At 61.8% G+C, this 24932-nt stretch carries 20 protein-coding genes and 1 pseudogene; 8 read left to right on the top strand and 13 right to left on the bottom strand.

Features of this window, described 5'->3' with window-relative positions; all coding sequences use genetic code 11:
- Positions 1 to 991 precede the first annotated feature (991 nt).
- Genes IE116_RS02310 through IE116_RS02300 form a run of 3 tightly spaced genes read left to right on the top strand, consistent with a single transcriptional unit; the run spans position 992 to position 3865 of the window.
- Complete coding sequence (locus IE116_RS02310) at positions 992 to 1537, top strand: nucleoside/nucleotide kinase family protein (protein WP_189609407.1); 546 nt, start codon at positions 992 to 994, stop codon at positions 1535 to 1537.
- A complete protein-coding gene (locus IE116_RS02305; RefSeq protein WP_189609405.1) occupies positions 1537 to 3225 on the top strand; it encodes an adenylosuccinate synthetase in 1689 nt (562 codons plus the stop codon). The genes IE116_RS02310 and IE116_RS02305 overlap by 1 nt, the downstream gene beginning before the upstream one ends.
- A complete protein-coding gene (locus IE116_RS02300) occupies positions 3215 to 3865 on the top strand; it encodes a DUF7002 family protein (RefSeq protein WP_189609403.1) in 651 nt (216 codons plus the stop codon). Before IE116_RS02305 ends, IE116_RS02300 begins: the two co-directional genes overlap by 11 nt.
- A 266-nt stretch (positions 3866 to 4131) precedes the next feature.
- Here the strand turns inward: IE116_RS02300 and guaA are convergent, their stop codons facing one another.
- From guaA to IE116_RS02285, 3 genes are read right to left on the bottom strand one after another with little or no spacing between them, the layout of a single operon-like run.
- Positions 4132 to 5718: a glutamine-hydrolyzing GMP synthase gene (gene guaA / locus IE116_RS02295; RefSeq protein WP_189609401.1), complete on the bottom strand. Its 1587-nt coding sequence runs from the start codon at positions 5716 to 5718 to the stop codon at positions 4132 to 4134.
- Between the two features lie 2 nt (positions 5719 to 5720).
- Positions 5721 to 7181, bottom strand: coding sequence for an IMP dehydrogenase (gene guaB, locus IE116_RS02290; protein WP_179588004.1), 1461 nt, complete (start codon positions 7179 to 7181; stop codon positions 5721 to 5723).
- A gap of 29 nt (positions 7182 to 7210) precedes the next feature.
- Complete coding sequence (locus IE116_RS02285; protein ID WP_189609399.1) at positions 7211 to 8143, bottom strand: LysR substrate-binding domain-containing protein; 933 nt, start codon at positions 8141 to 8143, stop codon at positions 7211 to 7213.
- A 156-nt stretch (positions 8144 to 8299) separates the two neighbouring features.
- Between IE116_RS02285 and IE116_RS02280 the strand changes: the two genes are divergently transcribed.
- Entirely contained in the window at positions 8300 to 8908 is a 609-nt protein-coding gene (locus tag IE116_RS02280; RefSeq protein ID WP_189609397.1) for an FMN-dependent NADH-azoreductase, read from the top strand.
- 99 nt (positions 8909 to 9007) lie between these two features.
- On the opposite strand, the gene IE116_RS02275 is transcribed toward IE116_RS02280, so the two are convergent.
- From IE116_RS02275 to IE116_RS02265, 3 genes are all read right to left on the bottom strand, one after another.
- Entirely contained in the window at positions 9008 to 9955 is a 948-nt protein-coding gene (locus IE116_RS02275) for a Bug family tripartite tricarboxylate transporter substrate binding protein (protein WP_229827961.1), read from the bottom strand.
- 65 nt (positions 9956 to 10020) lie between these two features.
- On the bottom strand, positions 10021 to 11382 hold the full coding sequence (locus tag IE116_RS02270; RefSeq protein ID WP_229827960.1) for a carboxylesterase family protein: 1362 nt from the start codon (positions 11380 to 11382) through the stop codon (positions 10021 to 10023).
- A gap of 76 nt (positions 11383 to 11458) precedes the next feature.
- The gene (locus tag IE116_RS02265; RefSeq protein ID WP_189609394.1) at positions 11459 to 12382 is read right to left on the bottom strand and encodes a LysR family transcriptional regulator; all 924 of its coding nucleotides are present in this window, start codon (positions 12380 to 12382) and stop codon (positions 11459 to 11461) included.
- Positions 12383 to 12891: 509 nt separating this feature from the next.
- Here IE116_RS02265 and glf point away from each other — a divergent pair.
- Together glf and IE116_RS02255 are read left to right on the top strand one after the other, a co-directional pair.
- Complete coding sequence (gene glf / locus IE116_RS26105; RefSeq protein WP_189609392.1) at positions 12892 to 15336, top strand: UDP-galactopyranose mutase; 2445 nt, start codon at positions 12892 to 12894, stop codon at positions 15334 to 15336.
- On the top strand, positions 15333 to 16499 hold the full coding sequence (locus IE116_RS02255; protein ID WP_229827959.1) for a glycoside hydrolase family 1 protein: 1167 nt from the start codon (positions 15333 to 15335) through the stop codon (positions 16497 to 16499). The genes glf and IE116_RS02255 overlap by 4 nt, the downstream gene beginning before the upstream one ends.
- A gap of 13 nt (positions 16500 to 16512) precedes the next feature.
- On the opposite strand, the gene IE116_RS02250 is transcribed toward IE116_RS02255, so the two are convergent.
- Together IE116_RS02250 and IE116_RS02245 are read right to left on the bottom strand one after the other, a co-directional pair.
- Positions 16513 to 16902, bottom strand: a complete 390-nt coding sequence (locus tag IE116_RS02250; RefSeq protein ID WP_189609390.1) for an RnfH family protein — start codon at positions 16900 to 16902, stop codon at positions 16513 to 16515.
- On the bottom strand, positions 16892 to 17326 hold the full coding sequence (locus tag IE116_RS02245) for a type II toxin-antitoxin system RatA family toxin (protein WP_189609388.1): 435 nt from the start codon (positions 17324 to 17326) through the stop codon (positions 16892 to 16894). The genes IE116_RS02250 and IE116_RS02245 overlap by 11 nt, the downstream gene beginning before the upstream one ends.
- A 56-nt stretch (positions 17327 to 17382) precedes the next feature.
- Here IE116_RS02245 and smpB point away from each other — a divergent pair, with 56 nt between their 5' ends.
- Positions 17383 to 17841 carry an SsrA-binding protein SmpB gene (gene smpB / locus IE116_RS02240; RefSeq protein WP_189609386.1) on the top strand — a complete coding sequence of 153 codons (459 nt, stop codon included), beginning with the start codon at positions 17383 to 17385 and terminating at the stop codon, positions 17839 to 17841.
- 159 nt (positions 17842 to 18000) lie between these two features.
- Here the strand turns inward: smpB and IE116_RS02235 are convergent, their stop codons facing one another.
- From IE116_RS02235 to ppsA, 3 genes are all read right to left on the bottom strand, one after another.
- Entirely contained in the window at positions 18001 to 18939 is a 939-nt protein-coding gene (locus IE116_RS02235; RefSeq protein ID WP_179588014.1) for an SPFH domain-containing protein, read from the bottom strand.
- 12 nt (positions 18940 to 18951) lie between these two features.
- Entirely contained in the window at positions 18952 to 19386 is a 435-nt protein-coding gene (locus IE116_RS02230; protein WP_189609384.1) for an NfeD family protein, read from the bottom strand.
- A gap of 187 nt (positions 19387 to 19573) precedes the next feature.
- The gene (gene ppsA / locus IE116_RS02225; RefSeq protein ID WP_189609382.1) at positions 19574 to 21934 is read right to left on the bottom strand and encodes a phosphoenolpyruvate synthase; all 2361 of its coding nucleotides are present in this window, start codon (positions 21932 to 21934) and stop codon (positions 19574 to 19576) included.
- 287 nt (positions 21935 to 22221) lie between these two features.
- Between ppsA and ppsR the strand changes: the two genes are divergently transcribed.
- Complete coding sequence (ppsR, locus tag IE116_RS02220; RefSeq protein WP_189609381.1) at positions 22222 to 23070, top strand: posphoenolpyruvate synthetase regulatory kinase/phosphorylase PpsR; 849 nt, start codon at positions 22222 to 22224, stop codon at positions 23068 to 23070.
- On the opposite strand, the gene IE116_RS02215 is transcribed toward ppsR, so the two are convergent.
- Positions 23064 to 23864, bottom strand: coding sequence for a TrmH family RNA methyltransferase (locus tag IE116_RS02215; RefSeq protein WP_189609379.1), 801 nt, complete (start codon positions 23862 to 23864; stop codon positions 23064 to 23066). The genes ppsR and IE116_RS02215 overlap by 7 nt on opposite strands.
- Positions 23865 to 24301: 437 nt before the next feature.
- Positions 24302 to 24880 (bottom strand): annotated as a pseudogene (gene rnhB / locus IE116_RS25775) (ribonuclease HII); the annotation flags it as partial.
- Between the last annotated feature and the right edge of the window lie 52 nt (positions 24881 to 24932).

The following is a 24932-nucleotide window of genomic DNA, read 5'->3' as shown; positions in this document are numbered from 1 at the left end:
CGGCCGCTCGCCGCGACGGCGACGACGTTCCAACCCAGTATCCGACCCTAACTGCAGAGAGGCGTTGACCGCCGGCTGGCGGGTCGCCGCAGGTGGTGTACAGGGTTGTCCGCAACGTATTCGGTCTGTCATTCGATGGCTTGCGGTGACCCAAGAAGATGGCTGCAACCAACATCAAGGCTGAGCTGGATCCCATACGGTTGACGCTACCTTCATGACGGAGCAGACCTACGGCGCCATTATCGTGAAGACGTGCACCGGAAAGAGGTGGCGCGTGCCATACCGCGAGGCAACGGAATTGGATGCTGTACGGATCGGTGCTTGGTTGCTGGCGATGTTGCGAAGACACTGCCGGGCTAGACGGCAAGTATCCGATGTTGCAGGCTTCAGCATGTCGACTGCACCCGCGGGAGGAGTCGCTCAACTTAAACCGGCCGCTGCTTGCGGCGGATACCGCGCACATTACGATCCAACTAGCGCTCAGGCTGAAGGCTAGATTGTTCGATGCGTTTGTAATGTGTAAAGCGTTGGATGCGGCGATCAGAGGGAGACGCCTGAGCGCACTATTGACGACTACGCCAGAGCGCGGAAGGCAAATCCGAAACATACCCGTCGCCGCGTGCGACGTTGAATAACCAATAGCCGTCCCGCGCCGCCGGGACAGCTCCAGGAGGGCGTAGCTTAGGTCGCGGCTTAAGCAGCGATCGGCAATCGATGGCCACGCGGACGTCATTTTTAGGAGAGCTGAACAGGCCGCCATAGGTAAGTTAACGCAGCGAACAGTTCATGCATCCTCGGCCCCAGAACTTGCTCAACCTTCAGGTTGTGTACCCTGACCCGCATTGCAGCTAAGAGACCGTTCTGCGTTAAGTCTACAACCACTCCCAATCGAAGCGAAACTGGTTCGAGCCAATCAACAATAATAAACATAAGTGCCGAACGTTAATCTGCTAATCTCACAAAAAGGATTAATCCTTGTGGGAGGACTGGAATGCCGCTTCAGCGAATGTTGATACTTAGTGGCGCCATTGCATCAGGCAAGACGGCCGTGGCGCAAGTGCTGTCAACTGAGTTCGGCTTTTGCCGATTAAGCACCAGGAGCTATTTAATCGAGTTTGAGGGCGGAGCCGATATTCTTAAAGGGCGCACGAGCCTGCAGGATTTAGGTGACCGGCTAGACCACGAGACCGACTTCCGTTGGGTCGTTGACTGCGTGGCTGATCCTGCGGTTGATGCCAATCCGCAGATCGCGGGGTGGATGCTTGATGCTGCGCGAAAACCACAGCAGGTGCAGCACTTCCGGGAACGCTTTGGCAACGCGGTTCGACATGTACATCTTCGAGCGCGTGAAGATATTTTGCACGCTCGCTACAGCCTCCGTGCTGAAAGCTGCGAGACCAGCTACCGAAACGTCCAAGATCATCCGAACGAAATCGCTGCCAGAGGACTAGAGTTGCTAGCGGACGCCGTATTTGATACTAGCCGCCTGAATTCGAAGGCCATCGGTTTTAGTGTTTCTTCCCTCTGGGAGTCGTAATGTTCAGCCGTCCGATCGTCGTAATTAGTGGCAAAACCGGCTCAGGAAAATCTGACCTTGCAACTTTGCTTGAAAGCCAGTACAGCTTTAGAGTAATTAGGACAAAAGCCGTTCTAGCTGCCCGGTTGGGAAGGAACGCAAATCGCCAAGCATTGTATGAAAAGGGGCTTGAACTCGACAGGGCTACAGGCTACACCTGGCTAGTGGCTGAGGTCGTTGAACTTATTCGTAATATCCCAGCGCATGTTGGAGTAGTGGTCGATCACATCAGTGGTATAGAGCAACTGGAGATTTTTCGGACCACCTTCGGTTCAAGCATCACCCATGTGCACTTATGGGCAACTGACAAAACGCTCCGCGATCGCCTCAGCGGCGAGATGGGGCACATCGTCGACTCTCAGGAGTATGCAACCATCGACCATTTGCGCGACAGTAGCGTGGTCGACAAGCTGAAACATGACGCGGACGTCAGGATAAACACCGATCGATCTGATGCTAAAGATACCCTAGTACGCGTCGCGGCACGACTTCATTTGTTCACTCCTCCAGAAGTGCGTCTTGTTGACGTGATTATAGGCGGTCAATACGGGTCTGAAGGCAAGGGTAACGTGGTTGGCTACCTTGCCCGGGAATACGATGTGATGGTTCGGGTAGGGGGACCCAATGCTGGCCATACTGTGGCGAGCGCTGCAGGCAACTATACTTACCATCACCTTCCTTCGGGGTCACGAGATAACGACTCGCGAATCCTTCTAGGTCCGGGCATGACGATCTGGCTGGAGGGATTACTTCAAGAAATCAAAGATTGCGCTGTTCCGCCAGAGCGTCTATTCATCGACCCGCAGGCGATGATTATCGAACAGGCTGACCGTGATGCCGAGGCTGCGGTGGTCGCTAATATTGGGTCGACTGGATCAGGATCAGGCGCCGCCGCCGCCCGGAGGATCACTGATCGCGAACTCTCGGGCGTCCGCCTGGCGCGAGACGTGCCGGACTTGAGCCCGTACGTCGGGCAGGAAGGGAACTGGAGAGGGAGTACGTCCGACCGACTGGAAGAGGCCTACCGCTGCGGGCATTCGATTCTGCTCGAAGGTACACAAGGGAGCGGATTGAGCATTTTCCATGGCAAATATCCGCATGTAACGTCGCGCGACACGAACGTTGCCGGGTGCCTCGCTGAAGCCGGCATCAGCCCAAGTCGAGTACGAAAAATCCTGATGGTGATCAGACCAATGCCTATCCGTGTTGGTAATCCCGATGGCTCTATGCAGAAAACGTCGGGTCCGCTCAAGCACGAGACTACGTTCGACGCTATAGCCGAGCAGGCGGGACTCGACCCCGAATCATTGCACAAGGCTGAAAAGACCTCGACGACGAAGCGCAAGCGACGGGTCGGATGGTTTGAGTGGGACCAGTTCCGAAAAGCTTGCGCTTTAAATGCTCCAACCGACGTCGTCCTCGCTTTCGCTGACTATGTCCAAGGAGACAACAGTAAAGCTCGCCGCTTCGAGCAATTGGGAGCAGACACCATTCGCTTTGTCGAAGAAATCGAACGCGTCGCCCAAGCCCCAGTCTCCTTAATAAACACTCGTTTCCCGCGCGAACACAACGGGCAGGGAGACCTGCGAACGATCATCGATCGCCGCAATTGGACGGCGCTCCGCACCAAGGAACGTCATGGCTCCTGAACGGCTAGCGCGCTTGCATCCACATCTGTTTCACATGGCCGAGGCGGACACTTGGCAGTCGATCCGAACTCGCGGGCTACTCTCAACCTCAGCAGTTCTGACTAGATTCAATATTGTTGGAGCCGATCGATCGAACATCGAAGACCAGCATCGACCGGCCAAGATCAGGTTGGAAGGGATCGGCGAAGAACCAATAGTGATTCGTGATCAGATTCCAATGCCGCCGAAACGTCTGGCCGAAGCGCTCGGTGACGAAACATGCTCGGAAGCTTGGTACGCGCTAATAAACGCTAAAGTTTTTTTCTGGGCTGATGAATCACGACTTCACCGACTGCTCAACGCGAGGCAGTACCGACACCTCGAACATGATGTGTTAACTGTCGACACTGCTCGCTTAGTAGCACGTTACGGCGATGCAATTTGGCTTTGCCACATGAACTCCGGCAACACTTTTCCGTTTCCAACGCGGCGAGACAAGCATATATTCAAGCGCATCGGTGATTACCCGGTCAACAAAAGCGGAAATCCCGTTAAGCCTATCGTTGAAGTAACAGTGGACAATGCAGTTTTGGACATCAACGAGTTCGTCGTCAACGTGCGGCGCATGCGCGGACTGGACGTGCTCATGACGCTTCTTTGATATGAATATCAATTTTTTCTGCGTCGAAATACAGTACCGAAGTTGCTCTGTGATGTCGCGTCGGCAGGGGTTTGAGCAAAGGCTGCAGCGCACGTGCTGTCTCCTCACGCACAGAGGCGAACGAAAGATCACGACTGCGACATGACCGCTCATACCCGTTCTTTAGCTGCACTACAAGAACAATGGCTGCCGAACGCCGCCACTAACCTTCGAAAATTAGGCTATAGATCGCTTGTAAACAATTTTGTAGTTTGACAAGATGCACTCTACTCCCACTCAATCGTAGCCGGCGGTTTACTACTCACATCATAAGTAACCCGGTTAATCCCCCGGACCTCATTAATGATCCGCCCAGACACCTTCTTCAACAACGCATAAGGCAGTTCCGCCCAATCCGCCGTCATAAAGTCGGACGTCTGCACCGCGCGCAACGCCACTACATAATCATAAGTCCGCCCATCCCCCATGACCCCCACGCTCTTCACCGGCAAGAACACCGTGAAGGCCTGTGAAGTGAGGTCATACCAGGACGTGCCCTGATCATCCTTGAAGTTGCGCAGCTCTTCGATAAAGATCGCATCGGCCCGCCGCAGCAAGTCCGCATATTCCTTCTTCACCTCACCCAAAATCCGCACACCCAACCCAGGACCAGGGAACGGATGGCGATACACCATTCCAGGCGGCAAGCCTAACGCCACGCCCAGCTTGCGAACCTCATCCTTGAACAACTCACGCAGCGGTTCAAGCAGCTTCAAGTTCAACGTCTCAGGCAAACCACCCACATTATGGTGCGACTTGATCGTCTGCGCCTTGCCCTTCTTGCCGCCGGACTCAATCACATCCGGGTAGATCGTGCCTTGCGCCAGCCACCGCGCGTTCTTCAGCTTCCCAGCCTCACGCTGGAACACTTCCACAAATTCACGCCCGATGATCTTGCGTTTGGCTTCCGGATCGCTGACGCCTTCCAGCTTGCTCATGAACTCATTCGTCGCGTCGACGTGGATGATGTTCAGGCCCATGTTGTCGGCAAAGGTCTGCATGACCTGTTTGCCTTCGTCCAACCTAAGCAAACCATGATCCACAAACACGCAGGTCAGTTGCGGACCGATGGCTTTGTGGATCAGGGCGGCGGCAACCGATGAATCCACGCCGCCGGACAGACCCAAAATCACTTCGTCATCCCCTACTTGCTGGCGAATGGCTTCGACGGCTTCGGACACATAGTCGGGCATGTTCCAGTCATCACCGCACCCGCAGATGTCGTGCACGAAACGCTCGAGCATGACCTGGCCGCGAACGGTGTGGGTGACTTCGGGGTGGAACTGGACGGCGTAGTAGCCGCGCTCCACATCTGCCATGCCTGCGATGGGGCAGGATGGCGTGGAGGCCATGAGCTTGAAGCCCGGCGGGAGCGCGGTGACCTGGTCACCGTGGCTCATCCAGACTTTGAGCATGCCGTGGCCTTCGTTGTTCGTGAAGTCCTCGATGCCGGTGAACAGGGGCGTGTGGCCGTGGGCGCGGACTTCGGCGTAGCCGAATTCGCGATGGTCGGCAAAGGTGACCTTGCCGCCGAGCTGCATCGCCATGGTCTGCATGCCGTAGCAAATGCCCAGCACTGGCACGCCTGCATCGAACACGGCTTGCGGGGCGCGCATGGACGTTTCTTCGTAGGCGGAGGCATGGCTGCCGGAAAGGATCACGCCTTTCAGGCCGCGGGCCATTTCTTCGCGGATGAAGTCGTCGGACACGTCGTGCGGGTGGATTTCGCAGTACACCTGCGCTTCGCGCACGCGTCGTGCGATCAGCTGGGTGACCTGTGAGCCGAAGTCGAGGATCAGGATACGATCGTGCACGCTTATTCCATCCGGTAGTTGGGGGCTTCTTTGGTGATCGTCACGTCGTGGACGTGCGACTCACGAATACCCGCCGAGGTGATTTCGACAAACTCTGCCTTGGTGCGCATGTCGTCGATCGACGCGCAGCCGCAGTAGCCCATCGAGGCGCGAATGCCGCCAACCATCTGGAAGATGATGGCGAGCACGCTGCCCTTGTAAGGAACGCGACCTTCGATGCCTTCGGGCACGAGCTTGTCGGCGTTGTTGGCCGGGTCCTGGAAGTAGCGATCGGCGGAACCGTCGGTCATGGCGCCCAGGCTGCCCATGCCGCGATACGACTTGTACGAACGGCCCTGGTACAGCACGACTTCGCCGGGGGCTTCGTCCGTGCCGGCGAACATGCCGCCCATCATGACCGTGTAGGCGCCTGCTGCCAGGGCCTTGGAGATGTCGCCCGAATAGCGCACGCCACCGTCTGCGATCAGCGGCACGCCAGTGCCTTCAAGGGCTTCGGCCACGTTAGAGATCGCGGTGATCTGGGGCACGCCCACGCCGGCCACGATGCGGGTGGTGCAGATGGAGCCGGGGCCGATACCGACCTTGACGCCGTCGGCGCCGGCTTCGACCAGCGCCAGTGCCGCCGCGCCGGTGGCGACGTTGCCGCCGATCACTTCGACTTGCGGGTAGTGTTTCTTGACCCAGCGAACGCGTTCGATCACGTCGTGCGAGTGGCCGTGGGCGGTGTCGACGACCAGCACGTCCACGCCTGCAGCAACGAGTTTTTCAACGCGTTCTTCGGTGCCTGCACCGACGCCAACAGCGGCGCCGACGCGCAGCTTGCCGTGGGCGTCCTTACATGCGTTGGGGTGTTCGGTGGTCTTGATGATGTCCTTGACGGTCATCAGGCCGCGCAGTTCAAACGTCTCGTTGACGACCAGCACGCGTTCGAGGCGATGCTTGTGCATGAGGGCCTGCGCTTCTTCGGGCGTGGCGCCTTCCTTGACGGTGATCAGGCGTTCGCGCGGCGTCATGATGGTGCGCACGGGTTCGTCAAGGCGGTCTTCGAACCGCAGGTCGCGGTTGGTGACGATGCCGACGACCTGGCGGCCTTCAACGACCGGCAGGCCGGAGATGCCGTGCTGGCGCTGCAGCGCGATGACGTCGCGCACTTTCATGTGCGGCGCGATGGTGATCGGGTCGGAAACGACGCCCGATTCATAGCGCTTGACCAAGGCCACTTCCCGCGCTTGCTGGTCGGCGGTCAGGTTCTTGTGAATGATACCGATGCCGCCTTCCTGGGCCATCGCGATTGCCAAACGGGATTCCGTGACCGTGTCCATGGCGGCGGACAGGAGCGGAATGTTCAGCGAGATCTTGCGGGTGAGACGGGTGCGCAGACTTGCGTCACGTGGCAACACCGCAGAATAAGCGGGCACGAGCAGCACGTCGTCGAATGTGTAGGCTTTTTGTACGAGACGCATCTGGCAACCCCTGGACTGGAATAAACCTCCTATTGTAGTTCAGGACTTACCCTGATTGCGCGCTCCCACGGCACTTTGGGAAGTTCGGCCGCCAGAAAGTCGACAAAGGTCCGGACGGCGGGCAGGAGCCCCCTTCGGGACGTGAAGACGATGTGCAGCACAGTCTGGTCGGTGTACCACCCGGGCAACACGGAAACGAGACGGCCGGAAGCGACGGCCTCGGCGCTCAGGTTTTCCGGCAGCAGGGCCACGCCCAGCCCGGCGACCGCCGCGCCCAGCAGCAACGGAAAGTCGCTGCACCCCACGCGCGGCTCATGCTGCACGGTGTACGCAGCATCGTCCGGGCCAAAGAGCGGCCATTGGTCGTGTGGGGATACTTCTTCCATGCTGAGGGTCGGCACGCCGGCCAGGTCTTTCGGGTGATGGATGGGCGGATAGGACGCGACCAGGGCCGGCGCTGCCACAAGCCCGGCGCGGTTTTCGCCGACGACCTTGGTGACCAGGTTGGGATCGAGGTCGACACGGCGCCGGGCCCGCAAGGCCACGTCGATTCGTTCTTCAACGAGATCGACCCGCCGGTTTGAGGCGACAACTTGCACCCGCACGTTCCTGTACTGCAAAAGGAACTTGGGAAGGATGCAGCTCAGTTGCGGGGCAAGGCCAGGCGGACAGGCCAGCCGGACCAGGCCGTGAGGATCGCCGCGCATGCGCTGGGTGGCCTCTTCGGCGGCTTCGGCCTGGGCAATCATCTGCTGACAGTGGCCCTGAAATTCCTGGCCAATATCTGTGACGACCAGTCTGCGGGTGGAACGCTCCAGCAGGCGCACGCCCAGTTGCTGCTCCAGGCGCGCGATGCGGCGGCTAAGGTTGGACTTCGGGACGTTCAAGGCGCGCCCGGCTGCTGCAAAGCCGCCATGGCGGACGACGGCGGCAAAGTAATAGAGGTCGTTCAGATCGAGCATGGATATTCCAGGACGGTCGGCAGCAACACCTGGATTGTTCCATAAATAGAACGATGCGTTCGTTTTCTCCTGACTTATCGCCTGACCGTCCCACACCTATTATGAATGCCATGCGGGACGGATCCCGTCACCCACCTAATGAAAAGCGAGTCCACCATGAAGATCCTTCACATTGATTCCAGCATCCTGGGCGACGGTTCGGTCACCCGCCAACTGAGCGCCGAACTGGTTGCACAACTGCAAAGCGCCAACCCTTCGTCGGAAGTCGTGTATCGCGACGTCGCCGCGCAACCCCTGAGCCACCTGTCGGGCCCGGAGTTCATGGTCCGCGTGGGCGCCCCTGCCGAACTGACGCCTGCAATCCAGAGCGACATCGCGATCGCCACGACCGTGCTTGAAGAATTCCTGGCTGCCGATACCGTCGTGATCGGCTCGCCCATGTACAACTTCTCGGTGTCGAGCCAGCTCAAGTCGTGGATGGACCGTGTTGCCGTCGCCGGCAAGACCTTCCGCTACACCGCAACCGGCCCGGAAGGCCTGGCAGGCGGCAAGCGCGTGATCATCGCCGTGTCGCGCGGTGGTTTCTACGGCCCGGGCACCCCGGCTGAGTCGTTCGACTTCCAGGAACGCTACCTGACGGCGTTCTTCGGCTTCCTGGGCATCAACAACGTCGAGTTCATCCGCGCCGAAGGGATTGCGATGGGCGCCGATGCGCGTGCCAAGGCCATCACTGGTGCACAAGACGCGATCAAGCAGGCCGCGTAATAACCGGTGAACCGGCGCTATCCCGACGGATAGCCGCATGAAAAGAAAAAGGCGCGATGCAAACCCCTGCATCGCGCCTTTTTTCACCTGCGCCCTGCCCTACAGCTTGATCCCGAGTTCCTTGACCAACGGCCCCATGTCGCGCAGGTCGTTCTTGATCGTCTCTGCCAGTTCTGCCGGCGTGCTGCCCACGGGCGTCATGCCGTAGATCTGCATCTGCGCTTTCATTGCCGGATCCTTCAAGAGCTCAGCCACCGTCTTCTGGATGCGGTCGACGACATCCGCGGGCGTGCCAGCCGGCGCCATCAATGCGAACCAGGGTTGGGACGAATAGCCCTTCAAGCCGGACTCGTCCAGCGTGGGGGTGTCGGGCAATCCGGCAAACCGGGTCGGGCTGGTGATGGCAATGGCACGCAGCCGGCCAGCGTCGATCATGCCTTTGGCACTGGATGGCGCATCCAGCGCGATGTCGAGCTGCCCGCCAATCAGATCCCCCAGGGTCTTGCCCGATGACGGCGACGGCGCATAGACAGCCTTGACGCCAGCGGCACGCGCCGTCTGTTCCCAGACCAGATGGAAGGCCGTGCCGATCGAGAATGACCCGATCGTCAGGTCGCGTTGTTTGCTGGCGGCAACGAAGTCCTGCCAGGTCTTGATCGGGCTGTCTTTGGGCACGACAAAGATGAAGGGCGTGCGCGCCACCAGCGAAACCGGTTGCAGATCTTTCTGCACGTCAAAGGGGGGATTGTCGACGGCAAACGGCACGACCGTCAGCGATGATGCGACCACCATGCCAAGCGTGTAGCCATCGGGCGCCGACTTGACCAGTGCGTTGCCGAGGATGATGCCGGATGCGCCCGGGCGGTTTTCAACGACGACGGATTGATTCCAGGTCTGCGACAACCGCGTCGCCAGAACGCGCAGGAAGACATCCACCGGACCGCCCGCGGGGTTGGCCACCATGATGCGCACGGGACGGTCCGGATACGCGGCGACGGCGGGAAGCGAGGCGAACAGGACAGCAAGCAAAAGCAATTTCTTGAGCACGGCAATTCCTTGTGATCGACGATGGAAGACAGAAGACGAAGACTCGAGCGCGGGTCGGCCGCGCGTTACGTGAACGTCTGCAGCGCCGGCGCCTGCGCCCACCCGGGCGAGTCGCCACGAATGAAGCGCAGCCACGCCGGCAGCATCTGCGCGACCAGCCGATCGGCATCGGCCGCCGTCATGCCTTCCAGCATCGGTGCGCCCGCATAGGCATCGACGTTGCCGAACATGAAGGGCAATTCGATACAGTGGCACGCCCCAAAACGCTCGGACGGCCCGAACGCAAATTGGTAGCGCCACGCGTTGCGGCCTGCCGCGCGCGCGGCCTGGGCCCAGGCCGCGGCGGGCGCGGCAAAGATGCGGTCGCCATAGGCGCGGCTGTCGGCATCGCGTCCCAAGCCGGGAAACGCGGCCATTTCATCTTCGGTCGATCCGATCAGCAGGTCCACCTTGCCGGGCGCCGCCGCCAGATCGGCATCGATGGCTAAGGGCAGGACTGTGCCGTCGAGCACTGCGCAGAACAGGCTGCGGCCGGAGCCCTCTTGCGCCAGTGCGGCCATGACGCCGGAATCCCGTTGCGCGTCCAGCAAGGCCTGCACCGGCAGCGCGCGGGCCTCGTCCAGCGACGTCACACCCAAGGCCTTCAGGAACGCCAGCCCCAGGGTGTCGGCCTGCGCGCGGGTGCGATAGCCGCGGCCCATGGATCCGCTCTGGATGATGGCGCGGTGGAACCGGGGTTGGCGTGTCAGCAGGCTGGCAATGTTGGATCCACCCGCCGATTGCCCCATGACGGTGATGCGCGCCGGGTCGCCGCCGAACGCGGTAATGTGGTCGGCCACCCAATCAATGGCGGCTTCACAATCGAGCAGGCCGACGTTGGCAGGTTCACCCGGTACGCACAGCCAGCCCAGCGCGGCCAGCCGATAGTTGATATTGACAACGACCACGTCACCTTCTGATACCAGCCGGCTGCCGTCATACCAGTCGATCGCTCCGCCACCGCTTTGCCAGGCGCCGCCGTGCAGCCAGATCACCACCGGCCGGCGCGCCGTGTCAGGCGCCGGGGTCCAGATCGTCAGGTGCAGACAGTCTTCGGATTGGACGGCGTCGAAGTCGCCCATCGCGTCGGCAAGGCGCGACGGCAGTTGGGGGGCGACCGGGCCAGGACGGGTGGCGTCCACGTTGCCCTGCAGCGCGCGTGGCACGGGCGGCAAGAAGCGTCGCGCGCCGACAGGCGGCTCGGCATAGGGGATGGCGCTGAAGCGGCAGGCCGCGGCCTGCTTCACACCGCGCACCGTGGCGGTTCCGAAAGTTGCGATGACGCTGTCCTGCACCTTGAATTCCCCTTTGACGATAGTCAGCGCTGGCCAGGCCCACACGATGTCCCATGCGCGCTTCGCATGCCCATCCCGGTGTCCGACGTTCAAAGCGCGGTCATGCCTATCGTAAAGAACATCGTCACATCGTTGTCATGCCGGATTCAATCGGGGCAATGCGCCGCAGTCATGCCTGAGCCTGTTTGATGATGCCGGCCAGGATGCTGACGAACGCGCGCGTCTGCCGTGTGCTGGGCCGGTCGCGCCGCCACAGGGCCGCAAGGGGCGAGCGTTTCAGCTTGAGATCCAGGGGGAGGATATGCAGCAGGCCGCGACGCGCCTGCTCGTGCGCGACACTGCCGGGCAGCATCAACAGGTAAGGCCCGGCGGCCAGCATGTCGCGGCCAAATTCCAGTGACAGCGCACCCACGATATCCGGCGCCGGCACATTGGCGTCGCGCAAGCGGTCCATGACTTCGCCGCGGATGCGGCTCGACGGCAGCGCGGTGATCCAGGGGTAGACCGCACACGCATGCAAGGTTGGCGCGTTGTTGTCTGCCAGGGGATGTTGCAGCGCACAGGTCAGCACGACCGGATCGTTGATGAGCGGCACGATCCGGTAGGTATCGCGATTCAACGTCGCCGGTGTGCGGCTGATCAGGACGTCCAGTGCACCGGAATCGAGCACATCGACCAGGCGTTCATGCGTCCCGATCTCGACCGACACCTCCACCTTCGGGTGGGCCTGGCGAAACGCCGCCACGCCATCCGCCAGTGGCCATCCGCTGAACAGCGAGAAGCAGCCGATGGAGATGCTGCCGAGTTCACCGCGGGCAATGGCAGCCAGGTCGGTCTCGGCTTTGCGCAAGTCGCCCAGAAGCACGTTGGCATGGCGGCAGATCGCCACGCCGAGCGCAGTCGCTCGCATGCCCTTGGCCGAGCGTTCGAACAGCCGGCCGCCCACGGCCTCTTCAATCTCGGCCATGGCACGCGACAGTCCGGACTGCGTCATGTGAAGGTACCGGGCCGCCTTGGACAGGTTGCCGTGCTCAGCCACGAGCAGCACGATCTCCAGATGACGGATGCGCAGCTTGCCTTGGAAGGGTGTCATCACGGCGCCAGGGGGTCAGTGTGCACAAATTATAGGCGGCCGCCCTGTCCTGTTCAGTAAGTCAGAAATGACGCGGACAGGCGAAAAGGGGAATTGCTGCTCGACCATGTGTGTGCTGATTGCTGCGCTGCGAAGGCCAAAAATCGCCTGTATCTGGTTACCACGCCATAAAAACGAACGGTTTCAATCGAAACTGGGGCGCTTCAAAGCCGGCAACCGTTGAGCACCACGATTCGATCGCGTCCGACCTTTGCCGGGCGTCGTATGACAAAACGATGTCCGGGCGACCGGATCAGTCGCCCCGCAAGGCCTTACCGAAAACGCCAAAACCCTGAAGCTTGCGACATTTCACGGTCCGCGACCGTCTTTCAGGAACACCAATTGCGTGAACGGTGCGTCGGCATGCCTTCCACCTGTCCACGGGACCCTCTCCCTCGGTCGGACGCATGCCACGCGTCCCAATTCCTTTTCTCATAGAGGTCCCTATGAATCCGGCAGGCCTTGACGGTATGCAGTCCCGCGGCGACGGCGCACGCGCCACCAACATCATCCCTTTCGTGTCCGACGATGGGTGGCTGACACGTGAACGGCCTGCTCTGATCTGTTTTTCCCACCTTCGTTGGGACTTCGTGTACCAACGCCCGCAGCATCTGCTGTCGCGGTTCGCGAAGTCTCAGGCTGTCTTTTATTTCGAAGAACCGATCCCGACTGACGGTTCCGAAGCGTTCCTGGAACGCCGCATGACCAAGGACGGCGTGTGCGTCCTGGTGCCGCGCCTGCCGGCCGTGGGCGACCACGCGACTGCGGAAGCGCAGCAGCGCCGCCTGCTCGACGCCTTCATGGCCGAGCAGAACTTTGCGCAGTTCATGCTCTGGTACTACACACCGATGAGCCTGGCGTTCAGCTCGCATCTGCAGCCGTCGCTGCTGGTCTATGACTGCATGGACGAACTGTCGGCTTTCCGTGGCGCGCCCCCGCAACTGGTCGAGCGCGAACGTGAACTGATGTCCCGTGCCGACGTGGTCTTTACCGGCGGCTACAGCCTGTACGAAGCCAAGCGCCGCGTGCACGTCAATGCCCACGCCTTCCCGAGCAGCGTCGACGTCGGCCATTTCCGCGCCGCGCGCGCCGATCAGGACGAGCCGCAGGATCAGCGCAACATCGCGCATCCGCGCCTGGGTTTCTACGGCGTGCTGGATGAACGGTTCGACATCGACCTGGTGGGTCAACTCGCCAGCCAGCGGCCGGACTGGCAGATCGTGCTGGTGGGCCCGATCGTCAAGATCGACCCGGCCACCCTGCCCCGTGCCGCAAACATCCATTACCTGGGCTCGAAAAGCTACGAGCAACTGCCTGGCTACCTGGGCGGATGCGACGTCGCGCTGATGCCGTTTGCGATGAACGAATCGACGCGCTTCATCAGCCCGACCAAGACGCCCGAGTACCTGGCCGGCGGCAAGCCGGTCGTGTCGACCCCGATCATGGACGTGATGCGGACCTACGGTCATACGGACCTGGTGCATATCGCGTCCAATGCGAAGGAATTCGAGACCGAGATCGAAGCCGCCCTGAAAGACGCCAAGGACACTGGTACCGTCCGCGCCAAGGCCGATGCGATTCTTGGCGAGATGTCCTGGGACAAAACCTGGGAAGGCATGCGTGACGCCATCAACCGCGCGCAGCGCGCCCGGGCGCTTGACGCGTCCAAGGACTCTGCTGCGGCAGCCGTGACGCGGCTGGACCCCGGCAAGGCATCGCGTGCCGGCAAGGGTTCGTCTGCGCCGCGGTATGACTACCTGATCGTTGGCGCCGGCTTTGCGGGTGCCGTATTGGCCGAGCGTCTGGCGGCGGGCTCGAACAAGCGTGTGCTGGTCGTGGACAAGCGTCCCCACATCGCGGGCAACGCGTACGACCACTACAACGAAGATGGCCTGCTCGTACACAAGTACGGTCCGCACATCTTCCACACCAATTCGGAGAAGGTGGCCGACTACCTGTCACGCTTTACTCAATGGCGTCCGTATGAGCACCGTGTGCTCGCCCGCGTCGACGAGCAGCTGGTGCCAATGCCGATCAACTTGACCACCTTGTCGCGCCTGTATGGCCGCGAGTTCACGGCGGACGACGCGCAGGCCTTCCTGGCGGCACGTGCCGAAAAGGTTGCGGACATCAAGACGTCGGAAGACGTGGTGGTCTCGCAGATCGGCCGCGAGCTGTACGAAAAATTCTTCCAGGGATATACCCGCAAGCAGTGGGGCCTGGACCCGAGCGAGCTCGACAAGTCGGTGGCGGCACGGGTGCCGACGCGCACATCGACGGATGATCGCTACTTTACGGACAGCTTCCAGAACATGCCGCTGCATGGCTACACGCGGATGTTCGAGAACATGCTGAATCATCCGAACATCAGCGTGATGACCAGCACCGACTTCCAGGATCTGGAGGGCGAAGTGCAGTACGACAAGCTGATCTATACCGGCCCGATCGATGAGTTCTTCAAGCATCGGTTTGGCAAGCTGCCTTACCGGTCGCTGCGCTTTGAACACACCACGCTGCCCGTCGAGAATTTCCAATCGGTTGGCACCGTCAACTATCCGGCCGAAGCGACGCCGTACACCCGCATTACCGAGTACAAGCACCTGACCGGTCAGCAGCACGCCAAGACCAGCCTGACGTATGAATTCCCGATGGCCGAAGGCGATCCTTACTATCCGGTGCCGCGTCCCGAGAACCAGGAACTGTATCGCCGGTATCAGGCCCTGGCCGACGCCACGCCGAACGTGATCTTCGTGGGTCGCCTGGCGTGCTATCGCTACTACAACATGGACCAGGTGGTGGCGCAGGCGCTCAGCGCCTACCAGCACATTCAGCAGGAGGAAGCTGCCCGCAACGCCGCCCTGCAGGATGCGCCGGCTGCGGTGAACGACGACGAAGCCGTGTACGCACGCCCATGAGTGCGCTGTTTCGGAGTTTCATGCAGGGGGGCTTCGAATGTTCGACCCACCGGCGGCCCGATGGCGCGAGCCACGATCTGCTGGTGGATACCGGACATGCCCTGCACCCGGGTGCCGACTACACCGCGCTGGCGCGGTATCGCATCCGCACGGTGCGGGACGGCCTGCGTTGGCATCTGATCGAGACCGCTCCGGGGCAGTATGACTGGAGCAGTTTCCTGCCGATGCTGCGGGCGTCGCAAGACCATGGAATGCAGGTGATCTGGGACCTGTGCCACTATGGCTATCCGGCCGATGTGGATCCCTTCAGTCCCGCCTTTCCGGATCGTTTCGCCCGATTTGCCGCCGCGGCGGCGGCTATCGTGCGGGACGAGTCGGACGATGTGCCGTGGTATTGCCCGGTCAACGAGATTTCGTACTGGTCGTGGGCCGGCGGTGACATGGCGCACTTCGGCCCGATGGGGCTGGGCCGGGGCGCCGAACTCAAGCGCCAACTGGTGCGGGCAACCTGCGCCGGCATTGCGGCGATCCGGCAGGTGGACCCGCGTGCGCGCTTCATGCTGGCCGACCCGGTGATCAATGTCGCGCCGAATACGCCCGACGAATTCGACGCGGCCGAGCATGCGACCCAGGGCCAGTACGAGGCTTGGGACATGATCGCCGGTGCGCGCAGCCACGGTCTGGGTGGCCGCCGCGACAACCTGGATGTGATCGGGGTGAACTTCTATTCGCACAACCAATGGCGACTGGAAGGCCCGCGGATCGAACGCGGCGAGCCGGACTATCGGCCCTTTCGCGAGTTGCTGATGCAGGTGCACAACAGGTATCAGCGGCCCATCCTGATTGCCGAGACAGGTGCCGAAGGGGACTTGCGGGTGCCGTGGCTGCGTTATGTGTGCGACGAAGTCGCCGCGGCCCGCAGCATGGGCGCCGACATCCAGGGGATCTGCCTGTATCCCGTCACGGATTACCCCGGCTGGTTCGATGGACGGCACTGCCCGACCGGCATGATCGGCTATCCAGACGCGGAACAGGAACGCCCCGTGTATTTGCCGTTGGCAAGCGAGATGCTCGAGCAGCAGGCGCGCTTTACGCTGACCCCTGCGCGATATGACGTTGGCCAGCGCATCACCGGCAACGTGCAGGAGCCGATCCAGGCCTAGCTAGCCACTGGGGCTAGCCGCCGCGCTCCTGCCGCAGCCGCCGTGCACGATGATCCGCACGGCGGCGGCGCGAATCCTTGGGATCGAACCGCAACGCGCGATAGATCTCGATGCGGTCGTGCGGCTGCAGCAGCGTCGTCAGCGGCACCGCCTTGCCGTAGATGCCCACCCCAAGCACCGCCGGATCCACATTCGGATAGGCCCCGCGAAAGCCGCTGGCGTCGATCGCGGTGGCGACCGTCGATCCATCTGGCAGCTGCACATCGCGCTGCCAGATCGTGCTTACGTCCGCGAAACAGACCTGCACGGCGATCTGGCCAGGCGGCGCGTCGCGCAACACCCGGGGCGTTGCGGCCCCGCCGTCTGCCCCTCCCCCAGGCAAGTGCGGGCTGTCAGCCGCCATAGATCTCGTCGGCGCGCTTGGTAAAGGCGTCGATGAAGCTCGAGGCGATGCGGTTGAAGACCGGGCCGATGATTGCTTCGACCGTGCGGCTGGAGAAGGAATATTCCAGCGTGAAGATCACCTTGCAGGCGTCTTCGGCCAGCTTCTGGAACTCCCATTTGCCGTTCAGGTCCGAAAAAGGCCCGTCCACGAGCGCGAGTGAGATACTCCGTGGATAATCATGGGTATTGCGCGTCGTGAAGCGCTGGCGCAAGCCGGCGAACTGGATCACGACCGACGCGTCTTCACCCTGGTCGGTACGGTTGCGGACTTCGGAGCCACCACACCAGGGAAGGAATTTTTGATAGTCCTCTACCTTGGCGACCAGATCGAACATCTGCTCCGCACTGTAGGGGACCAACACCGAGCGTTGCACTTTATGCATGCGTGGGTCAACCAATATGGCAATTGCTAGAATTCACTATTTTACCGGCCTGACGAATGAGCATCATTGAGAACCGCAAGGCATTCCACGATTACTTCATCGACGAGCGTTTCGAGGCCGGTCTGGTGCTCGAAGGCTGGGAGGTCAAGTCCATCCGCGCTGGCCGCGTACAGCTCAAGGAAGGCTACGTGATCGTGCGCGATGGCGAGATGTACCTGCTGGGCATGCACGTCAGCCCGCTGGCCACCGCGTCCACCCACATCCACCCCGACGCGACCCGCACCCGCAAGCTGCTGCTGAAGGCCGACGAGATCAGCAAACTGATCGGCAAGGTCGAACAGCGCGGCTTTACGATGGTCCCGCTCAATCTGCATTACAAGGGCCCGTTGATCAAGCTGGAGTTCGGCCTGGCGCGCGGCAAGAAGCAGTTCGACAAGCGGGACACCGAACGTGAACGCGACTGGCTGCGTGAAAAGGCGCAGATCATGAAGCACGACACGCGCAGCAAAGATTGACGACCGCAGGATTGACGACCGCAAGATTGACGACAGCGCAATGACGGCGGGCTGATCACTGCGCAGTATGCGGGGCGCGCGTGACGATCACGCGACGCCCTCTGCAGTGACGCGGTCCGTGCACCGTCACGCCGCATGCCCTGCCCCGGCGCGGAGGACTTACCGCGCCTTGTCCAGCGTTGGCGTGCTGGCCTTGACCACGGTCATGGCCGATGCAATCAGGCCGCTGATGTCACCCAGGTTGGCAGGAACGATCAGCGTGTTGTTCTTTTGCGCCAGGTTGCTGAACGCATCGACATAACGCTCGGCCACCTTCAGGTTCACGGCTTCCATGCCGCCTGGCATGCGCACGGCCTCGCCCACCTGCGTAATGGCCTTGGCCGTGGCTTCGGCAATGGCCAGCACGGCAGCCGCCTCACCCTGCGCCTGGTTGATCTGGGCCTGCTTTTCACCTTCCGACCGGGCAATCGACGCTTCGCGCTCACCGGTGGCGATGTTGATCTGTTCCTGGCGACGGCCTTCGGATGCCGCGATCAGCGCCCGCTTTTCTCGTTCTGCCGTGATCTGGGCCTGCATGGCGCGCAGAATTTCGTTGGGCGGCGTCAGGTCCTTGATCTCGTAGCGCAGCACCTTCACGCCCCAGTTCAACGCGGCTTCGTCCAGCGCATTCACGATGCTGCTGTTGATCTGCTCGCGTTCCTCGAACGTCTTGTCCAGTTCCAGCTTGCCGATCACTGACCGCAGCGTAGTCTGCGACAGCTGCGTAATGGCGACGATGTAGTTGGACGACCCGTACGACGCGCGCATCGCGTCGGTCACCTGAAAGTACAGGATGCCGTCCACCTGCAGCTGCGTGTTGTCGCGCGTGATACATACCTGGCTCGGGACATCCAGCGGGATTTCCTTGAGCGAATGCTTGTAGGCCACCCGTTCGATGAACGGAATCACGAAGCCCGCGCCCGGCGACAGCACGCGGTCAAACTTGCCCAGGCGTTCAACAACCCAGGCATGTTGCTGGGGCACGATCGCGATCGCCTTGATGACGATCAGGATGGCCAGGAACAGCAGGACGAGCAGAACAATGGTGGATGGACTCATGGGGTCTCCTGATTAAGCAGCGGGTGACACGACCAGCGTGTTGCCGCGCGTGTGGGTGATGACATAACGTCCGGGTGCTGCGGTAGCGGCCGCGCCTGGGGCCAGTTCCGCTTCCCAGTGGGTGCCGCGGTACCAGACGCGCGCGGTGTGGGGCGTGGTCCAGACGTCGATCGTGACGGTCTGGCCGATGTCCATGTTGACGTCGGCATTGCCCGAGGCGTCGATCTCGCGTTTCTTGAGCACCCCCGTCTTGCGCAGCAACAGGGTGGCGACCAGCACTGCAATGGCGCACACCGCGATCTGCACGGGCACGGAAACGCCTACATACGCCAGGCCGCCAGCAACGGCGAAGCCGGCCGCGACGATCAGCAGGTAGAACGTGCCGGTCATGACTTCGCCGATCAGGGCCAGGGCCATCAGGCCGAACCAGATCCAGGCCAATTGCATGCGGTCTCCTTGTGGTCAGGCGGCAGGGGGAACCCAGGTTGCGCCGCGTTCTCCCCATTATGACCGATGAAGGATGACATCCTCTCCAGAAACGACAAAGGGAGCGCCGTGCACGCACGGAACTCCCTTCGTTTGATGCCTGCCCGGTGGCCAGAATGCGGTGACCGGGCAAGACTTCAGGCCAGCATCAAGCCAACTTCTTCCACGTATCCACGACGGTGTCGGGGTTGAGCGAGATGGACAGGATGCCCTGCTCTTTCAGCCACACGGCAAAGTCGGGATGGTCGGACGGGCCTTGACCGCAGATGCCCACGTACTTGCCTGCCTTCAGGCATGCCGAGATGGCGATCTTGAGCAGAGCCTGCACGGCCGGGTCGCGTTCGTCGAAGTCGGCGGCCAGCAGTTCCAGACCCGAATCGCGGTCCAGGCCCAGCGTCAGCTGCGTCAGGTCGTTCGAACCGATCGAGAAGCCATCGAAGTACTCGAGGAATTGCTCGGCCAGCACGGCGTTCGACGGGACTTCGCACATCATGATGACGCGCAGGCCGTTTTCGCCGCGCTTCAGGCCGTTGTCGGCCAGCAGACCGATGACTTTTTCGGCTTGCTTCAGGGTACGCACGAACGGGATCATGATCTCGACGTTGGTCAAGCCCATGTCTTCACGGACACGCTTGAGCGCTTCGCATTCCATGCGGAAGCACTCGGCGAATTCTTCCGAGATGTAGCGCGACGCGCCGCGGAAGCCCAGCATCGGGTTCTCTTCCTCGGGCTCGTAGCGCGAACCGCCGATCAGCTTGCGGTACTCGTTCGACTTGAAGTCGGACATGCGAACGATCACGGTCTTGGGGTGGAAGGCGGCGGCGATGGTCGCAATGCCTTCGGCCAGCTTGTCCACGAAGAACGCACGCGGGCTGGCGTAGCCGCGCGCCACCGATTCCACGGCCTTCTTCAGCTCGCCGTCGATATTCGGATAGTCGAGGATGGCTTTCGGGTGGATACCGATGTTGTTGTTGATGATGAACTCGAGGCGAGCCAGGCCCACGCCCGCATTCGGGATCTGCGCAAAGTCGAATGCCAGTTGCGGGTTGCCCACGTTCATCATGATCTTGATGTCGATCGGGGGCATGTCGCCGCGGCGCACTTCCTCGACTTCGGTCTCGATCAGGCCGTCATAGATGCGGCCTTCGTCGCCTTCGGCGCACGACACGGTCACCAGGGCGCCGTCTTTCAGGATATGCGTGGCGTCACCGCAGCCCACGACAGCCGGGATGCCCAGCTCGCGCGCGATGATGGCCGCGTGGCAGGTACGGCCGCCGCGGTTGGTCACGATCGCGGAAGCACGCTTCATGACCGGTTCCCAGTTCGGGTCGGTCATGTCGGTCACCAGCACGTCGCCGGGCTGGACTTTGTCCATGTCGGAAATGTCGGCCACCAGGCGCACCGGGCCCGAACCGATCTTCTGGCCGATTGCGCGGCCGGTAGCCAGCACGTTGCCCGACGCCTTCAGGCGGTAGCGCAACTGCACTTCGTTGCCCGACTGCTGCGACTTCACGGTTTCAGGGCGGGCTTGCAGGATGTAGATCTTGCCGTCCACGCCATCACGGCCCCACTCGATGTCCATCGGGCGGCCATAGTGCTTTTCGATGATCACGGCGTACTTCGACAGCTCGATGACGTCGTCGTCGGTCAGCGAGAAGCGGTTGCGCAGTTCCGGCGCGACGTCGACCGTGCGCACGGCGCGGCCTTCGGTACGGGCAGGATCGAATTCCATCTTGATCAGCTTGGAGCCGATGCGGCGGCTGACGATCGGATACTTGCCCGATTCCAGCGAACCCTTGAAGACGTAGAACTCGTCCGGGTTCACGGCGCCCTGCACCACGGTTTCGCCCAGGCCATACGACGATGTCACGAAGACGACGTCACGGAAGCCCGATTCGGTGTCCAGCGTGAAGACAACGCCGGCTGCGCCCGAATCCGAACGCACCATGCGCTGGATACCGGCCGACAGAGCGACTTCGGCGTGGGCATAGCCCTTGTGGACGCGATACGAGATGGCGCGGTCGTTGTACAGCGAGGCGAAGACGTGGCGGATCTTGTCCAGCACGTCATCGATGCCGACGACGTTCAGGTAGGTTTCCTGCTGACCGGCGAACGATGCGTCGGGCAGATCTTCTGCCGTGGCGGACGAACGGACGGCAAACGAGCCCTTGCCGTCAGCGTCGAGCTTGGCAAATTCGGTGCGGATGGCTTGTTCGAAGGCATCCGACAGCGGTGCTTCGATGATCCACTGACGGATCTCGGCGCCGGTGTCGGCAAGCGCACGCACGTCTTCCGGATTCAGGCTGGAAAGACGATCGCTGATGCGCTTGTCGAGGCCGGAATCCTTCAGGAAGGCGCGAAACGCGTCGGCAGTGGTGGCAAAGCCGCCAGGAACACGAACGCCGGCGTCGGTGAGCTGGCTGATCATTTCGCCGAGCGACGCGTTCTTTCCTCCAACTGAGTCAACATCCGTCATGCGGAGCTGCTCGAATGGCACTACATAAGACATGAAAGTCCCCTATTACAATGGCAAGAAAGCATGTTTGGCGAGCACACGACCTGGGCAGAACCGCGAGAAACCCGCGTTTGCCCTAGGCAATGTCGTGTGCTGGCCAAACCCGCCTGACAGCGCCGCGCTCTACACTACGCGGACGGGCCCTGATCGATGCCACGGGACGGATGGCTATGACCCCCGGGATTCTACCCCGTGCGCCGCGTGGTCTGCACTCCGCCTGTTAACGGTCAATTGTTACCTTTTTCTCACGTATTGCGGTCGTTTCGATCTGCGAGGTCATCATGTCTCTCCACCCTGCGTCAACGCAGCCCTACATCCGCACCGTGTATGTGGTGTCCGACGGCACGGGCATCACCGCCGAGACCTTCGCGCACTCTGTTCTTGCGCAATTCGAGGGGCTGCGCTTCAAGCACATCCGCCTGCCTTTCATCGATTCGGTCGACAAGGCGGCGGACGTGGCGGCGCGTATCGACCAGACCTTCGAAGCGGACGGCAAGCGCCCGATCGTGTTCAGTACCCTGGTCAATTCCGAGATCAACACGCGGGTGCGCCAGGCCAACGGCATGTTCCTCGAACTGTTCTCCACCTTCGTGGAGCCGATCGAAGCCGAGCTGGGCTTCAAGTCCAGCCATTCGATCGGCCGGTCGCACAACGTGGCCAATACCGAGCAATACCAGAATCGCATCGAAGCCATCAATTTCAGCCTGGCGCACGATGACGGGCAATACGCCAAAGGCATCGAGAATGCGGATGTCATTCTTGTGGGGGTGTCGCGCTGTGGCAAGACGCCAACCAGCCTGTACCTGGCCATGCAATACGGCATCAAGGCGGCCAATGTGCCGCTGATTCCCGACGACTTCGAGCGCGACAGCTTGCCGTCCAACATCCTGCCCTACAAAAGCAAGCTGTTCGGCCTGACGATCCAGCCAGAACGCCTGTCCGAAGTGCGGCATGAACGCCGTCCGGACAGCCGCTACGCGTCGCTGGAAAATTGCCGGTATGAAGTGTCGGAAGCCGAAAAGCTGATGCGGCGGGAAGGCATTCGCTGGTTGTCGACGACAACCAAGTCGATCGAAGAAATTTCGACGACGGTGCTGCAGAAGATCGGACTGGAAGGCCGGTTTTATTGATTCGCCAGTCGCTGGCGGCGCTGCTCGAACAGGCACACCGCCGCGGCGGCCGCCACATTCAGTGATTCGGCTGCGGCTTCTTGCGGGATGTGGACGCGCACCTGTGCCCCCTGTTGGAGCGCCAGGCGCACGCCCTGCCCCTCATGGCCAAACACCCAGGCGGCCTGCGGGGGCAAGGCGGGGCCGTACAGGCTTTGCGCATCGTCCAGGGTAGTGGCGACCAGGGGCACGTCCAGACGGGCCACCAGGGCCTCCAGATCGACCTGCTCGTGGATCGTCAGCGAGAAGTGCGCGCCCTGCCCTGACCGCAATACCTTGGGTGACCAGGCAAAGGCGGTTTCTTCCGACAAGAACGCGTGGCGCACCCCGGCGGCCGCGCATGACCGCAGGATCGACCCGACATTGCCAGGGTCCTGGATGCGATCCAGCCATACACACGATTGGGTAATGCGTTCCGGCAGCACCGGCGACGGCGTGTCGACCACGAACACCACGCCCTGCCCCGCTTGCACGGTCTCCAGGTCCTGCATCAGCTTGCCTTCCAGCCACACCTGGCGGTCGGCCGGCACCTGATCGTGCAGGGCCAGCATTTCCGGATGGCAGTCTTCAGGCCGGTCCAGGCGATGCGCATCGAACACCGCATGGCGCGGCGCGCCGATCACGGCCAGGTAGGTCTGGCACAGATGCAAGCCTTCCAGCACCGACAACCCTGCATGCTTGCGTGCCTGGGACGTGGAGGACAGCTTGCGCAGTTCCTTGAACAGCGGATTGTCGCGCGACGCGATACGTTTCATCAGGACGCGACCGCCTTCCGGGAACTGCGCGGCTTGGGTGGCTTGGGGGATTTGGCGGCGGGCGTCGCGTCGACAGAAGCGACCGCTGGATCCGGCACTGCGGGCCAGGCAGACGGCGCGGCGTCTTTGGCGGCGGAAGCTTTGCCGACCGAGGTTTTGCGAGATCGGCTGGTGGCGGCCGGTGCATCAGCCCAGGCCGAGACACCGCTATCAGCTTGTGCCGAGGCCAACTTGCCGGCATGGGCTTTCTTGTCGTTGGCCGTTACCGCACGCGCGGCCGCCTTGCCTGACGATGCCGTGCCCGCGGCGGCTTTCGACCCAACGACCTTCGCTGCCGCTTTCTTCACCCCCGTCTTTGCCACGCCTGCGCCGAAAGCGTCGTGTTCCACAGACGCCAATGTCGCCAGGTCCGGCATGGGCTTGCCTTCCAATGCCATCCGCACCGGCGCAAAGCTGCGGCGGTGAGCTGCGCACGGCCCATGCTTATACAGGCTTTCCACGTGGAAGGGCGTGCCGTAGCCCTTGTGGCGATCGAAGCCGTAATGCGGGTATTCGGCGTGCAAGCGCACCAGTTCTGCATCGCGCGCCGTCTTGGCCAGGATCGACGCGGCCGAGATGGCCGGAATGCTGGCATCGCCGCCGATCACGGTCTGCACGCGGCAATTGAGCCGGGGCGCCCGGTTACCGTCGATCTGTGCCAGATGCGGAATGATGGTCAGACCTTCGACCGCGCGGCGCATGGCCAGCATGGTCGCGTTCAGTATGTTGAGCGAGTCGATCTCTTCGACGGACGCGCTGGCGATGAACCAGGCCAGCGCCAGGCTGCGCACTTCGATCGCCAACGCATCGCGGTCCGCTTCTTTCAATATCTTGGAGTCGGCCAGTCCGCAGATCGGCCGATTGCGATCCAGCACCACGGCCGCGGCGTACACCGGGCCCGCCAGCGGGCCGCGCCCGGCCTCGTCGACACCGGCAATGGTCAGCGTCAGCAGCGTTGCTTCATCCAGCTCGCCGATGTGCCCCTGCTGTCCGGACACGCCACCCAGCAGGTCCCAGCCGAATTCGTTC

It is taken from the genome of Pigmentiphaga litoralis, assembly GCF_014651835.1.
In the GTDB taxonomy this organism is placed as follows: Bacteria; Pseudomonadota; Gammaproteobacteria; order Burkholderiales; family Burkholderiaceae_B; genus Pigmentiphaga; species Pigmentiphaga litoralis.
The sequence above is the reverse complement of the archived record's forward strand: the minus strand, read 5'-3'. Positions and strand labels throughout refer to the sequence as shown.

What these genes read in the sequence shown, in the direction of transcription:
- IE116_RS02230 (WP_189609384.1), bottom strand. Translation starts at nt 19,386, where the DNA reads ATGCAATTGGCCTGGATCTGGTTCGGCCTGATGGCCCTGGCCCTGATC.
- IE116_RS02300 (WP_189609403.1), top strand. Translation starts at nt 3,215, where the DNA reads ATGGCTCCTGAACGGCTAGCGCGCTTGCATCCACATCTGTTTCACATG.
- ppsR (WP_189609381.1), top strand. Translation starts at nt 22,222, where the DNA reads ATGTCTCTCCACCCTGCGTCAACGCAGCCCTACATCCGCACCGTGTAT.
- IE116_RS02215 (WP_189609379.1), bottom strand. Translation starts at nt 23,864, where the DNA reads ATGAAACGTATCGCGTCGCGCGACAATCCGCTGTTCAAGGAACTGCGC.
- IE116_RS02250 (WP_189609390.1), bottom strand. Translation starts at nt 16,902, where the DNA reads ATGGCGGCTGACAGCCCGCACTTGCCTGGGGGAGGGGCAGACGGCGGG.
- IE116_RS02310 (WP_189609407.1), top strand. Translation starts at nt 992, where the DNA reads ATGCCGCTTCAGCGAATGTTGATACTTAGTGGCGCCATTGCATCAGGC.
- guaB (WP_179588004.1), bottom strand. Translation starts at nt 7,181, where the DNA reads ATGCGTCTCGTACAAAAAGCCTACACATTCGACGACGTGCTGCTCGTG.
- IE116_RS02235 (WP_179588014.1), bottom strand. Translation starts at nt 18,939, where the DNA reads ATGAGTCCATCCACCATTGTTCTGCTCGTCCTGCTGTTCCTGGCCATC.
- IE116_RS02265 (WP_189609394.1), bottom strand. Translation starts at nt 12,382, where the DNA reads ATGACACCCTTCCAAGGCAAGCTGCGCATCCGTCATCTGGAGATCGTG.
- glf (WP_189609392.1), top strand. Translation starts at nt 12,892, where the DNA reads ATGCAGTCCCGCGGCGACGGCGCACGCGCCACCAACATCATCCCTTTC.
- IE116_RS02280 (WP_189609397.1), top strand. Translation starts at nt 8,300, where the DNA reads ATGAAGATCCTTCACATTGATTCCAGCATCCTGGGCGACGGTTCGGTC.
- IE116_RS02285 (WP_189609399.1), bottom strand. Translation starts at nt 8,143, where the DNA reads ATGCTCGATCTGAACGACCTCTATTACTTTGCCGCCGTCGTCCGCCAT.
- smpB (WP_189609386.1), top strand. Translation starts at nt 17,383, where the DNA reads ATGAGCATCATTGAGAACCGCAAGGCATTCCACGATTACTTCATCGAC.
- IE116_RS02305 (WP_189609405.1), top strand. Translation starts at nt 1,537, where the DNA reads ATGTTCAGCCGTCCGATCGTCGTAATTAGTGGCAAAACCGGCTCAGGA.
- IE116_RS02245 (WP_189609388.1), bottom strand. Translation starts at nt 17,326, where the DNA reads ATGCATAAAGTGCAACGCTCGGTGTTGGTCCCCTACAGTGCGGAGCAG.
- ppsA (WP_189609382.1), bottom strand. Translation starts at nt 21,934, where the DNA reads ATGTCTTATGTAGTGCCATTCGAGCAGCTCCGCATGACGGATGTTGAC.
- IE116_RS02255 (WP_229827959.1), top strand. Translation starts at nt 15,333, where the DNA reads ATGAGTGCGCTGTTTCGGAGTTTCATGCAGGGGGGCTTCGAATGTTCG.